11 protein-coding genes and 2 pseudogenes are annotated in these 13304 nt (G+C 65.6%); 9 read left to right on the plus strand and 4 right to left on the minus strand.

The features are described from left to right. Positions 1-147 precede the first annotated feature (147 nt). From BN4346_RS29385 to BN4346_RS29395, 3 genes are all read left to right on the plus strand, one after another. A complete protein-coding gene (locus tag BN4346_RS29385; protein ID WP_078058480.1) occupies positions 148-768 on the plus strand; it encodes an ATP-binding protein in 621 nt (206 codons plus the stop codon). A 223-nt stretch (positions 769-991) separates the two neighbouring features. Further along, positions 992-1744: a class I SAM-dependent methyltransferase gene (locus BN4346_RS29390; protein WP_067969610.1), complete on the plus strand. Its 753-nt coding sequence runs from the start codon at positions 992-994 to the stop codon at positions 1742-1744. Between the two features lie 179 nt (positions 1745-1923). Beyond that, the gene (locus tag BN4346_RS29395; RefSeq protein WP_067969612.1) at positions 1924-2892 is read left to right on the plus strand and encodes an acyl-ACP desaturase; all 969 of its coding nucleotides are present in this window, start codon (positions 1924-1926) and stop codon (positions 2890-2892) included. Positions 2893-3106: 214 nt separating this feature from the next. On the opposite strand, the gene BN4346_RS29405 is transcribed toward BN4346_RS29395, so the two are convergent. After that, positions 3107-3742, minus strand: a complete 636-nt coding sequence (locus tag BN4346_RS29405) for a glycoside hydrolase (protein ID WP_096867476.1) — start codon at positions 3740-3742, stop codon at positions 3107-3109. A gap of 198 nt (positions 3743-3940) precedes the next feature. On the opposite strand from BN4346_RS29405, the gene BN4346_RS29410 reads away from it, so the two are divergent. From BN4346_RS29410 to BN4346_RS29420, 3 genes are all read left to right on the plus strand, one after another. Beyond that, positions 3941-4273, plus strand: coding sequence for a DUF732 domain-containing protein (locus BN4346_RS29410; RefSeq protein ID WP_067969618.1), 333 nt, complete (start codon positions 3941-3943; stop codon positions 4271-4273). An 83-nt stretch (positions 4274-4356) separates the two neighbouring features. After that, the gene (gene acnA / locus BN4346_RS29415; RefSeq protein WP_067969621.1) at positions 4357-7155 is read left to right on the plus strand and encodes an aconitate hydratase AcnA; all 2799 of its coding nucleotides are present in this window, start codon (positions 4357-4359) and stop codon (positions 7153-7155) included. Positions 7156-7191: 36 nt separating this feature from the next. After that, on the plus strand, positions 7192-8241 hold the full coding sequence (locus BN4346_RS29420) for a tellurite resistance/C4-dicarboxylate transporter family protein (RefSeq protein WP_407695125.1): 1050 nt from the start codon (positions 7192-7194) through the stop codon (positions 8239-8241). Here the strand turns inward: BN4346_RS29420 and BN4346_RS29425 are convergent. After that, the gene (locus tag BN4346_RS29425; protein WP_407695061.1) at positions 8238-8591 is read right to left on the minus strand and encodes a hypothetical protein; all 354 of its coding nucleotides are present in this window, start codon (positions 8589-8591) and stop codon (positions 8238-8240) included. The genes BN4346_RS29420 and BN4346_RS29425 overlap by 4 nt on opposite strands. A 229-nt stretch (positions 8592-8820) precedes the next feature. Between BN4346_RS29425 and BN4346_RS29430 the strand changes: the two genes are divergently transcribed. After that, the gene (locus BN4346_RS29430) at positions 8821-9048 is read left to right on the plus strand and encodes a hypothetical protein (RefSeq protein ID WP_067969625.1); all 228 of its coding nucleotides are present in this window, start codon (positions 8821-8823) and stop codon (positions 9046-9048) included. A 94-nt stretch (positions 9049-9142) separates the two neighbouring features. Here BN4346_RS29430 and BN4346_RS29435 read toward each other — a convergent pair. After that, a pseudogene (locus BN4346_RS29435) lies at positions 9143-9280 on the minus strand (IS110 family transposase); the annotation flags it as partial. Positions 9281-9372: 92 nt separating this feature from the next. Further along, positions 9373-9726, minus strand: a pseudogene (locus tag BN4346_RS29440) (Dyp-type peroxidase domain-containing protein); the annotation flags it as partial. Between BN4346_RS29440 and BN4346_RS29445 the strand changes: the two are divergent. Together BN4346_RS29445 and purL are read left to right on the plus strand one after the other, a co-directional pair. Next, on the plus strand, positions 9725-10975 hold the full coding sequence (locus tag BN4346_RS29445; protein WP_067969634.1) for a M18 family aminopeptidase: 1251 nt from the start codon (positions 9725-9727) through the stop codon (positions 10973-10975). The pseudogene BN4346_RS29440 and the gene BN4346_RS29445 sit on opposite strands and share 2 nt — an antisense overlap. Positions 10976-10997: 22 nt before the next feature. Then, a complete protein-coding gene (purL, locus tag BN4346_RS29450) occupies positions 10998-13292 on the plus strand; it encodes a phosphoribosylformylglycinamidine synthase subunit PurL (protein ID WP_067969636.1) in 2295 nt (764 codons plus the stop codon). Positions 13293-13304 lie beyond the last annotated feature (12 nt).

Raw genomic sequence — 13304 nt, forward strand, 5'->3', positions numbered from 1 at the left:
AGAGCTACCAGCCAGTCTCGGCGTGTGATCGTCACCGGGTGCGCCAGTCTCAGCAACCTCAGCCAGGAGCACGTCGAACGGCGACGAGCGTTAAATTGCAGGTTAAATGGCACACCCGCCAAAAGATGCGACTTAGCATGATCAACCGTGGAGCGATGGCCGTTGACAGGCCGGGCAGAGGAACTCGACGTTCTTCGAACGGTGCTCGGCGGGAGTGACGACGCGGCCGCCGGAGTCGTGATCGCGGGACGTCCAGGTGTCGGTAAGACCCGATTGGCGCGCGAAGCGGTAGCCGAGGCCTCGAGCCGCGGCTGGGCCGTCCGTTGGGTGGTGGGGACGGCAGCGGCCCAAGCACTTCCGCTGAGGCCGTTTGGGCAGTGGACCAGCGAGCTTGACGCGAATCCAGTCAGACTCGTCAGCGACGTCATTGCCGCGATAACGGCATCAGCGCAGGGCGAACCAGTACTGATCGCAGTGGATGACGCACATCTGCTTGATGATCTATCGGCGTTCGCGCTTTACCAGCTCATCTTTCGCCGAGCAGCCACCGTGATCGCGACGCTGCGCAGTGGTGAGCGGGCATCGGACGCGGTCACCGCGCTATGGAAGGACGCCGACCTCCGCCAGCTGGATCTTCAGCCGCTATCACGCCAACAATCCGAAACACTGCTCGAAAGTGTTCTTGGTGGCCCGCTCGACACCCGGTCGGCGGATCGGATGTGGCGTCTGACATCGGGGAATGTGTTGTTCCTGCAGCGACTGTGGTGACCCAGGAGCTTGACGCTCGGCGATTGTCCCCCAGATGGTGATACGTGTCGCGGCCGCCACCCTACGTCGCCGCATGGGCAGCACGGGTGGCAGCGACAGTCGGTCGAGCCCACCTGACCGGCACGAGCTCTCGAGAAGGCGTCTGAGTTCGTACTGAGCCTGGCGTAGGCTTGGCTCCGAGTGAATGGCCTAACGCAGTCCGACTGGCCGAGTTGGCTTCCCCATGAGCAGTTACGACCAAACTGGCGCTACCTATTCCGTAACCCGCCGGCCCGATCCGCGCGTCGCTGCGGTCATCAACCGAGCCCTCAAGGGCATGGCATTGGTAGCCAACATCGGTGCCGGCACCGGTTCCTATGAGAACGCGCATACCGTAGTCGCCGTCGAACCCAGTCGGGTGATGATCAAACAACGGCCCTCGCGTAGTGCTCCGGCGGTTCAGGCAGCTGCCGAAAACCTACCTATCCGGACGGCCGCCGTCGATGCTGCCATGGCTCTGCTGACGGTTCATCACTGGACCGACCTCGCGGCCGGCCTGGCAGAAATGATTCGTATCGCGCGTCGACGCGTAGTCGTATTCACGTGGGATCCTGCCATCTTTCGTCAATTCTGGCTGTTGCGCGAATACCTTCCGGCTGCCGCGGAGACCGACGCCCGGCTGGCTGTCCCGATCGACATTTTGATCGAACTCCTTGGTGAAGAACGAGTCTCAGTCGTGCCCGTACTCGTCCCGCGCGACTGTCGGGACGGGTTCGGAGGCGCGTACTGGTGCCGCCCGCAGTTATACCTCGAAGCTGCGGTGCAGACAGGAATGTCGTTGTTTACCTTGACGCCGAAAAGCGAAATGCAGGAAGGCTTGTCTCGCTTGCGCGCCGATGTCGCAACTGGCTCCTGGCAACGGCGACACGCCGATCTCCTCCGATCGACACAAATCGACCTTGGATACCGACTCCTAGTGGCCGACGTCGCCACATGACATTGCGGCGCCTCCCCCGTGGGTAATTTCACGTGACGTGTTGATGGTACTGTGTGTCCCATTGATGTTCTGCCTGTGAGTTCTCCCAACTGGTCTGTCGGCAGCGGCCGGCAGTGTCCGGGCAGTGTATGGTTCGTCGGGCTGGGGGGCCATCCCGAGAGCCGTAGAGGGGGGATGCGATGTCGAGGCAGTTGACCGATCTGGAGTTACTTCGCGAGTTGGAGCCCGTTGCGGCAACCAATGTGAATCGGCACGAGTTGGCGGCAACCGCGTGGAATCCCCATGACTATGTGCCCTGGGATCGTGGCCGTGATTTTGCGCGGATGGGCGGTCTCGACTGGTCACCGGAGCAGTCGCAACTCAGCGACGTCGCGAAGGCGGCGATGATCACCAACCTGCTTACCGAGGACAATTTGCCGTCCTATCACCGTCAGGCGGCGAAGTACTTTTCCGACGATGGGGCCTGGGCGGCGTGGGTGGGCCGGTGGACCGCCGAGGAAAACCGCCATGGCATCGTGATCCGCGACTATCTCCTGGTGACCCGCGGGGTCGACCCGGTGGCGCTGGAACAGGCACGAATGCAGCACGTAACCAACGGGTTCGGGGCCACCGCTGAGGAGGAGGCGCGACACAAGACCGACTTCCTGCTGTCGGTCGCCTATGTGACGTTCCAGGAACTGGCCACTCGCGTCAGTCACCGCAACACCGGCAAGATCTGCAATGACCCGGTTGCCGACCGAATGCTGCAGCGCGTTGCTGCCGACGAGAACCTGCACATGATCTTCTACCGCAACGTATGCGGTGCAGCATTGGATCTTGCGCCTGACCAGGCGCTGGAAGCAGTCTCCGACGTTGTGGAGAATTTCCGGATGCCCGGCCAGGGCATGCCGAATTTTCGTCGTAACGGGGTGCTGATGGCCAAACACGGGATCTACGACCCGCGGCAGCATCTGGACGAAGTCGTGCGGCCAAACTTACGTAAGTGGCGGATCTTCGAGCGCGATGATTTCACTTCGCGCGGCGAACAGCGCCGGGAACAGCTTGCAACGTACCTCGAAAGTCTTGAGCGCCATGTGATCAGGTTCGAGGAGCAACGCGACCGCCGTCTGGCCCGGGACGCACGCAATCAGGAAGCGATAGCCGGTTAGGCTTGCGAACTCGGACCTAGTCGCAGGCGCGGTGAGTCAACTGCTCCAGCGGGGGGGTCAGAACAATCGCGCGAACCGCGTCGTCAGCGTCGCAATCGCGGTAGGCCCGGCTCAGCAGCTGTCCCATCGACGCGGTGTAGGCGTTGCGGGCTGGTGGCCGATTCAGCCGTGAGCAGCGCGACGCCGTCGGTGACGCTGACCGTCAGGCCGGTCGTCAGCGCAGGTAAACCTCGCTGCCGCTCGGGTATCCGCCGCCGGTGGTGGTGACGTGGACGTGGTCGTAGTGGCCGTAGCCGCCGCGTTGGGCCCCGCCGCCGGGCGTGTAGTAGACGCCGCGCCAGATGGCGTCCTGCAAGCCGAACCGGCCGGCGTTCTCCATCACGTAGGCCACGATCGAATCCCCGAGCGCGATGCCCTCGGCGCTGCCCGGGTTGGGGACCATCACATCGAGCGCGAGTCCGTTGGGGTGCCAGCGCAGCGCATCAGCCCGTACGCCACCGATCTGCATGATCTCGGGGAAGGCGTCGCTGATGCTGCGCGCGGCCTGGATCGTTCGGACCTGCAGGCCCCGCTCCGGGGCGACTCCCGCGGGCAGGAATCGCGGTACGGTCCGCGTTCGCGACGCCACGGCAAATCGCGCGGGTGGTCCCGTCTCCGGCGACGCTGCCGGTGCGGCCACCAGCTGCAAACCGCCTGGTGAATTGTCTTCAGCAACCACCGCAATGGATTCTTTCGACATCGCAGGATTGGCGCTGCCGCCCACAGCAAAGAACAATGCCGCTGGTGCGAGGACTGCAGCCATCAATACCGATGACCGTTTGCGCTGGCTGGCTAACTCGTGTCGGCCCACGGAGAGACACAATACGAGAAATTTGGCTAATAGTCACAAATTTATAAACCTCATAAATTCCTTATGACTGTTGCGTCACATCCGCATTCGCGACGCGCGCCACATTTCCCGCAGTTTGCGCAGGTAATGGGGCATCGCTCCCGGCCGCCCCGCCCGCAAAGGAAGACCACCTAAGCAGATGGGTCTACACTGCATCTCATGAAATCGACGACCCTCGCCGCAGCGGTCATGGGCTTGGCCGTGACCCTGGCAGCACCCGCTCACGCCGACCCCGACACCGATTTCGCTCGGGAACTGCACACCTACGGCATCTACGGCCCGCGGGACTACAACGCCTGGCTGGGCAAGATCGTGTGCGAACGGTTGGACAAGGGGGTCGACGGCGACGCGGCCAAGTCGGTCCGCTTCATCACCCCCAACCTGCAGAAGGGCACCAACCAGGCGCAGGCCTGGCAGTTCCTTGGCGCCTCGGTCAACACCTACTGCCCGGACAAGCGTCCGGTGCTGGAGCGGGCAGCGCAGCACAGCTGATTGAGGGCCTTCTCCCCCTGGTCCCGGCTGTAATGCCGACCTAGGGTCGGTAATAACCGAACCGACCGGTGGGAGGGCCCGCGATGGCCGCAGACAGCAACCTCGACAGCTTCGGAACCCGCGGTCAACTGACCGTCGACGACACCACGTATCAGATCCGACGGCTCGATCGCGTCGACGGTTCGGCACGGTTGCCCTACAGCCTCAAGGTTCTGCTGGAGAACCTGCTGCGCAACGAAGACGGCCGGCTGGTCACCGCCGAGCAGGTCAGCGCGATGGCCTCCTGGGACCCGGCCGCCGCGCACGGCCGGGAAATCGCCTACACCCCGGCGCGGGTGCTGATGCAGGACTTCACCGGGGTGCCGTGCGTCGTTGACTTGGTCGCGATGCGCGACGCGATCGCCGACCTTGGCGGCAAGACCACCCGCATCAACCCGCTGTGCCCCACTGAGCTGGTGATCGACCACTCGGTGATCGCCGACGTCTTCGGCCGCACCGATGCGTTTGCGATCAACGCCGAGCTGGAGTTCGAGCGCAATGCCGAGCGCTATCAGCTGCTGCGCTGGGGCCAGCAGGCGTTCGATGACTTCTCCGTGGTTCCGCCCGACACCGGTATCTGCCACCAGGTCAACCTGGAATACCTGGCTCGGGTGGTCTTTACTCGCGACAGTGCGACCGGGCCGTTGGCCTACCCGGACACCCTCGTCGGTACTGACTCGCACACCCCGATGGTCAACGGCCTCGGTGTCCTGGGCTGGGGTGTCGGCGGGATCGAGGCCGAAGCGGCCATGCTCGGGCAACCGATGAGCATGCTGATCCCCCCGGTGGTCGGCCTGAAACTGACCGGGGAACTGCAGCCCGGCACCACCGCCACCGACCTGGTCCTGACCGTCGCCGAACTGCTGCGCGCCACCGGGGTGGTCGGCAAGTTCGTCGAGTTCTTCGGCCCCGGCGTGGCCAACGTCCCGCTGGCGAACCGGGCCACGATCGGCAACATGAGCCCGGAGTACGGGGCCACCTGCGCGATCTTCCCGATCGACCGTGTCACCTGCGACTATCTGCGGCTGACCGGCCGCTCCGAGCATCAGATCAAGCTGGTGGAGGCCTACGCCAAAGAACAAGGCATGGGGCACGACCCGGATCGCGAGCCGGCCTATTCGCAAACGCTCGAACTGGACCTGAGCAGTGTCGAGCCCTCGATCGCCGGCCCCAAACGCCCACAGGACCGCATCCCGCTGCGGTTGGCACCGCACACCGTCGCCGCGCTGCTCGACGGCGCCGAAACCACCGCGCAGGCACTGTCCGACCTGGACAAAGCATCGGCGGATTCGTTTCCGGCCAGCGACCCGATCGCGTTCGGCCAATCCCAAGTGGAAGGCAAGCCACGGCAGCAGTGGGCCGGCGGAGACAAGCTCCCCTGGCGGACCGATGCCCAGTCGATCGAACTCGCCGACGGCACCCGCACCGAGATCGACAACGGCGACGTGGTGATCGCCGCAATCACCTCCTGCACCAACACCTCCAACCCCTCGGTGATGGTCGGCGCGGCACTGCTGGCGCGCAACGCCGTCGACAAGGGGCTGTCGCGTAAGCCGTGGGTGAAGACCACCCTGGCGCCCGGGTCGCGGGTGGTCACCGACTACTACGAGCGGGCGGGCCTGACCCCCTACCTGGACAAGCTCGGCTTCAACCTGGTCGGCTACGGCTGCACCACCTGCATCGGCAACTCGGGCCCCCTGATTCCCGAGGTGAGCAAGGCCGTCATCGACAACGACCTGACCGTGTGCTCGGTGCTGTCGGGCAACCGCAACTTCGAGGGCCGCATCCACCCCGAAGTCCGAATGAATTTCCTGGCCTCCCCGCCGCTGGTGGTCGCCTACGCACTGGCCGGAACACTGCGCGTCAACCTGCTCACGGATCCGTTGGGCACCGGAAGCGACGGCGAACCGGTTTACCTGCGCGATATCTGGCCCACCACCGACGAGATCGCCGCCGTGGTCGACGACAACCTGCAAGCCGAGATGTTCACCACCAGCTACGCCGACGTCTTCACCGGCGACGACCGCTGGCGTTCCCTGCAAGTCCCCGACACCGACACCTTCTCCTGGGCACCGGATTCCACCTACGTGCGCCAGCCGCCGTACTTCGAGGGCATGACCCGCGACCCGGCGCCGCTCGCCGACATCACCGGCGCCCGGGTGCTGGCCAAGCTCGGCGACTCGGTCACCACCGACCACATCAGCCCGGCCGGGTCCATCCGGTATGACTCGCCCGCCGGAAAGTACCTGTCGGAGCACGGGATTGAGCGCAAGGACTTCAACTCCTACGGCTCGCGGCGCGGCAACCATGAGGTGATGATTCGCGGCACCTTCGCCAACGTGCGGCTGCGCAACCAATTGGCCCCGGGAACTGAGGGCGGCTTCACCCGCGACTTCACCCAGCCGGACGGACCGGTCAGCACCATCTACGACGCGTCGGTGAACTACCTCGCCGCCGGCACGCCACTGGTGATTCTGGCCGGTAAGGAATACGGGTCCGGCTCCTCGCGCGACTGGGCCGCCAAGGGCACCATGCTGCTCGGTGTGCGGGCGGTGCTGGCGGTGTCCTACGAGCGCATCCACCGGTCCAACTTGATCGGCATGGGGGTCCTCCCCCTGCAGTTCCCAGACGGCGCCGACGCGGACTCGCTGGGCCTGACCGGTGAAGAGACCTTCGACATCACTGGGGTGACCGCACTGGGCGACGCCATCCCCGACACCGTTCACGTACGGGCCGGCGACATCGAATTCGATGCGACGGTGCGCATCGACACGCCCGGCGAAGCCGACTACTACCGGCACGGCGGCATCATGCAATACGTTTTGCGGCAATTGCTCGACTAATCCGCCCGCGAAGGCCAAAGTGAACCGGTGGACTTAGTGACGGCGGTGCAGCCGACCGGGACTCGCGAGGCGGTGCGGACCCTCAACCCGGGCTACTTCGCTCTGGTCATGGCCAGCGGCATGGTGTCGACGGCGATGTATCACCAGAACGCCAACCGGCTGTCGGTGCTGCTGCTGTGGGTAACGGTGGTGTCCTACCTGGTGCTGATCGCCGTCTCCGCGGTGCGCGTCATCGCTTTTCGTCACGAGTTCCTGGCCGATCTCTACGATTCCGGCCGCGCGTTCGGGCTGTTCACGTTTGTGGCGGCGACCAACGTGCTGGGAACCCGGCTGGTCATCGACGGGCACACCAGTGTCGCAGCCGGGCTGCTGGCGGTCGGCACGCTGGCCTGGCTGGTGCTGGGCTATCTGATTCCGTGGACCGCGGTGCTGGGCACCGCAGAGCGGCCGGTGGTGCGCCGGGCCAACGGCACCTGGTTCATCTGGGTAGTGGCCAGCCAGTCCATCGCGGTGTTGGCCGCGGTGCTTGAGGTGGAGGTATCCCAGCCGTGGCGCCAAAGCCTGGCACTGCTCGCGGTGGTGTCCTGGTCGATCGGAGTGTTCCTCTACGGCGCCGCCGGAATCTTCGTCGCATTGCGGCTGCTGCTCTACCCGCTGCTCCCCGAAGATCTGGTTCCGCAGTACTGGGTGGCGATGGGCGCCACCGCGATCACTGTGCTGGCAGGTGCCCGCATCGTCGAGATGGCCGAGGCGCCGATGGTCAACGCCACCCGCGGCCTGATCGCCGGAACGTCGGTCATGTTCTGGGCGTTCGGCACCTGGCTGATCCCGCCGTTGATCGCTGCCGGAGTGTGGCGCCATGTCGTACATCGCATTTCACTGCGCTATGAAGCGCCCTGGTGGAGTGTGATCTTCCCGCTGGGCATGTACGGGGTGGGCAGTCACTACCTGGGGCAGGCCGACCATCTGCCGATCGTCTACTACATCGGATCGGTCGAGAGCTGGATCGCGTTGGCCGCCTGGACTATTACGTTCGTTCTCATGCTGCACCACCTGATCCATACTCTGGGTCCAGGGCCTCGCTAAAACGGGGGTGGGTCGTTGGCGGCGGTGATGCGTCTGGCGTGTTCGGCGGCGGCGGCCTCGATCGCCGCGGCGGCGATGCGTTCCTGGTTGTGGTTGCGTTCCAGCCAGATCCGGTAGGCCCGATCCTGAGCGCGGGTCCGCCGGCGGGTGGGCATCATTGCGCCGCGGTTGCCGGTCGGTGACCACGCAGGCAGATCTAGCTCACCGGTGGGGGTGGCTAACTGCGGGAAATACAGGGCACCGCCGGGTTTGGTGACATAAGTGTGCCCGGTGGGCGCGGTCCAGATCACCGTGCCGTCGGGTTCTTGACGGTCCCGCCACCCAGTGGGCCCGACCCAAAAAGTCTTCAAAAGATGATGCAAGCGGCACAGCAACTTCAGATTGCTCGCAAGTCCGTAATCTACCCCCACGCGGTCCGGGATAAACCGGGTGCATGATGGTGTGGCGACCAGCGGCTATAGCGTTGCAGCACAGGTGATTTCACGTATCGAACCTATAGAAGCAGGTGGGGATCGTCGCCCAAATTTTCTCTGGAATCTCGAACCGTATCCAGGCGCGATCTGATAGCGTCGGCGAACTATGATGGCCTTGGTTTACCGGCAGCTTGGAACGTTTTTCCAACAGATCGCCACTTGGGCTCGATCTTTGGCGCAACAGTTCCAGAAACTGAGTATCGACGATAGCGCTCAACTGGTCGACATCAACAGTCCCGGCTTCAGCACCGAAGTCCCGGATGGTGTGACCTATGTCCACGTCAAGATGTGCGGCGGCGGCACCGGTGGCGTATCTACGACGCCTGGAGTTTAGACATTTGCTTTAAGGACTCGGGTTTGAATCGGAGGTGGTGTTGCGGGCCGAGGTCGTCGAGCATCTACTCACCACCTCCTCGTGCCTGCCCCCAGTAGTAGCGGGTGGGTTGGTGGCGGCGCAGGCGAACGACCAGGATGACGTGCAGGGCTCGATTGCCGCCCCTGTTGAGTCGGTGTCGGACGGCTCTGCCGCTGACAGGCTTCCAGGGGGGGGGGCTGACTCCGCAGAGTTTCACTGACAAATTGGGGGCTTAGCATGCGGTCCGGGATAAACCCGGTGCCCGATGGTGTGGTGATCAGCGGTTATAGCACAATAGCCGACGATGTGGAACAGCACATCGCCCGGGGTGGCCGGGGCGGTGTGGTGGGGACCGGTCAACTCGACGAAGGGATGTAACTCGGCTGGGCGGGGCCCGGCGAACAGTCGGTCCCAGGCATCCGAGCCGATCGAGGTCACCAGCGAGAGCTGTTTGGTCGGATCGCGGAAGCTGATCGCCGACGCCATTCCGGGCAGGTCCGGCAAGGCGTCGTGCACCTGGGGCTCTGCGCCCTCATCAATGGTCACGACCAGAAAAATGGCTGCACAGGTCAGGGGAGTGGTGACGGGCTGAACGGACGGCACGGTATCGACCCTAACGCCCCCATCGGCGTCAGGATGCGAAAGACTTGAGCCCATGGCGGCCAACGCAACCGGACTATGCAAGTTCATCGACGCCTCACCCTCGCCGTTCCACGCCTGCGCAACCGTGGCGCAGCGGCTGCGAACCGCCGGCTACATCGAGCTGTCCGAGACCGATCGATGGCCAGCCACGCCCGGGCGGTACTTCACCGTCCGGGCCGGTTCACTGATTGCATGGAATAGTCCGGAGCACGGCGGCCACACCCCGTTCCGGATCATCGGCGCACACACCGACAGCCCGAACCTGCGGGTCAAACAACATCCGGCCCGTGAGGTCGCCGGTTGGCAGCTGGTGGCCCTGGCGCCCTACGGCGGCGCCTGGCTGAACTCCTGGCTGGACCGTGACCTGGGTATCAGCGGTCGGCTGTCGGTCCGTGACGGCTCCCACCACCTGGTCCGTATCGACGAGCCGATCCTGCGGGTGCCGCAGCTGGCCATCCACCTGGCCGAGGACCGCGCCGCGGTCAAGCTGGACCCGCAAAGCCACATCAACGCGGTCTGGGGAGACGGGCGGTCGCCGGACTTCCTCGGATACGTGGCGCAGCGCGCCGGCGTGGAACTGCGCGACGTGCTGGGGTTCGACCTGATGACCCACGACCTGGCGCCGTCGGCGGTGACCGGGCTGGGCAACGAGTTCGTCAGCGCGCCGCGGTTGGACAACCAGGCCAGCTGCTACGCCGGGCTGGAAGCTCTGATCGCGGCCAAGGCCGGCCGCCACCTGCCGGTGCTGGTGCTGTTCGACCACGAAGAGGTCGGGTCGACGTCGGATCACGGCGCCCAGTCCGATCTGTTGATCACCGTCCTGGAGCGGATCACGCTGGCCGCCGGTGGTGACCGTGAGGACTTCCTGCGCCGGCTGACCGCCTCCACGCTGGCCTCGGCGGACATGGCGCACGCCACCCACCCGAACTACCCGGACCGTCACGAACCGGGCCATCAGATCGCGGTCAACGCCGGCCCGGTGCTCAAGGTGCAGCCCAACCTGCGCTACGCCACCGACGGGCGCACCGCCGCCACCTTCGCGCTGGCCTGCGACCAGGCGGGGGTGGCATTGCAGCGCTACGAGCACCGGGCCGACCTGCCCTGCGGGTCGACCATCGGCCCGATGAGCGCCGCGCGCACCGGGATCCCCACCGTGGACGTGGGCGCCCCGCAGCTGGCCATGCATTCGGCGCGCGAACTCATGGGCGCGCGCGACGTGGCCTCCTACGCGGCAGCTCTGACGGCATTCCTGGCGCCGGACTGAGCCGAAATCGGTGCCATAGACTGTGCGCGTGACGCCCCCGACCACGCTGGACACCGTCGAACACGCCGCCGCAACGCCCGAGCATCCGCAACCGTTCGCCGAGTTGGGTCTCAAGGACGACGAGTACCAGCGCATCCGTGACATCCTGGGCCGCCGCCCCACCGACGCCGAGCTGGCCATGTACTCGGTGATGTGGAGCGAGCACTGCTCCTACAAGTCCTCCAAGGTGCACCTGCGCTATTTCGGTGAGACCACCACCGACGAGATGCGCAAGGCGATGCTGGCCGGCATCGGCGAGAACGCCGGCGTCGTCGACATCGGCGACGGCTGGGCGGTCACCTTCAAGGTGGAGTCGCACAACCACCCGTCTTACGTCGAGCCGTACCAGGGTGCGGCCACCGGAGTGGGCGGCATCGTGCGCGACATCATGGCGATGGGCGCCCGCCCAGTCGCGGTGATGGACCAGCTGCGTTTCGGCGCCGCCGACGCCCCGGACACCCGCCGGGTGCTCGACGGGGTGGTGCGCGGCATCGGCGGCTACGGCAACTCCCTCGGGCTGCCCAATATCGGCGGCGAAACCATCTTCGACCCGTGCTACGCGGGTAACCCTCTGGTCAACGCGCTGTGCGTCGGTGTGCTGAAGAAGGAAGATCTGCACCTGGCGTTCGCTTCCGGTGCCGGAAACAAGATCATCCTGTTCGGCGCGCGCACCGGGCTGGACGGCATCGGTGGGGTGTCGGTGCTGGCATCGGACACCTTCGGCGGGGACGAAACCGGCTCAGGCAGAAAGAAACTCCCGTCGGTTCAGGTCGGCGACCCGTTCACCGAGAAGGTGCTCATCGAGTGCTGTCTGGAGCTGTATGCCGCCAAGCTGGTGGTCGGCATCCAGGATCTCGGCGGTGCCGGATTGTCTTGTGCCACTTCTGAGTTGGCATCTGCCGGCGATGGCGGCATGGCGATTCAGCTGGACAAGGTGCCGCTGCGCGCAGCGAACATGAGCCCGGCCGAGGTGCTGTCCAGCGAGTCGCAGGAACGCATGTGCGCCGTGGTCGCTCCGGAGAACGTGGACGCCTTCATGGCCGTCTGCGCCAAGTGGGATGTGCTCGCCACCGTGATCGGCGAGGTGACCGACGGCGACCGGCTGCAGATCACCTGGCACGGCGAGACCGTCGTCGACGTGCCGCCGCGCACCGTGGCCCACGAGGGCCCGATCTATCACCGCCCGGTGCAGCGCCCGGACACCCAGGACGCGCTCAACGCCGACCGCTCCGACACCTTGCCGCGACCGGCCACCGGCGAGGAACTGCGCGCGACTCTGCTTGCGCTGCTGGGCAGTCCACATCTGTGCAGCCGGGCGTTCATCACCGAGCAGTACGATCGCTACGTGCGCGGCAACACCGTGCTGGCCGAGCACGCCGACGGCGGAATGCTGCGCATCGACGAGACCTCCGGGCGCGGCATCACCATCTCCACCGACGCGTCCGGCCGCTACACCAAGCTCGACCCCTACACCGGTGCGCAGCTGGCGCTGGCCGAGGCCTACCGCAACGTCGGGGTCACCGGCGCCACGCCGATCGCCGTCACCAACTGCTTGAACTTCGGTTCTCCGGAAGACCCCGCGGTGATGTGGCAGTTCGCTGAGGCCGTTCGCGGTCTGGCCGACGGCTGTGCGGCACTGGGGATTCCGGTGACCGGCGGCAATGTGAGCTTCTACAACCAGACCGGCGCCACCCCGATTCACCCCACCCCGGTCGTCGGGGTGCTCGGTGTCATCGACAATGTCGACCGCCGTATTCCGACGGCGTTCGGGGTCGAACCGGGCGAGACGCTGATCCTGCTCGGTGACACCCGCGACGAATTCGACGGGTCCATCTGGGCGCAGGTGACCGGCGATCATCTGGGCGGACTGCCGCCGAAGGTCGACCTGGCACGCGAGCAGCTGCTCGCCGAGGTGCTGTGCGCGGCGTCGCGCGACGGCCTGATCTCGGCTGCCCACGACTTGAGTGAGGGCGGGCTGATCCAGGCCGTGGTCGAGTCGTCGATCGCCGGTGAGACCGGTTGCCGCATCTTGCTTCCCGAAGAGGCCGATCCGTTCGTCTTCCTGTTCTCCGAATCGGCGGGCAGGGCGTTGGTGGCGGTGCCGCGCACCGAGGAGAGCCGGTTGCGCGCCATGTGCGAGGCGCGCGGCCTGCCGGCCACCCGGGTCGGCGTGGTGGACCAGGCCTCGCAAGAGGTAGAGGTCCAAGGCCAGTTCAGTGTGTCGCTGACCGAACTGCGCAGCACCTCCGAAGCGGTGCTGCCGGGGCTGTTCGGATAAAGCCCCAGCGGC

Origin of the sequence: Mycolicibacter icosiumassiliensis (assembly GCF_900078685.2) — a bacterium.
GTDB lineage: Bacteria > Actinomycetota > Actinomycetes > Mycobacteriales > Mycobacteriaceae > Mycobacterium > Mycobacterium icosiumassiliensis.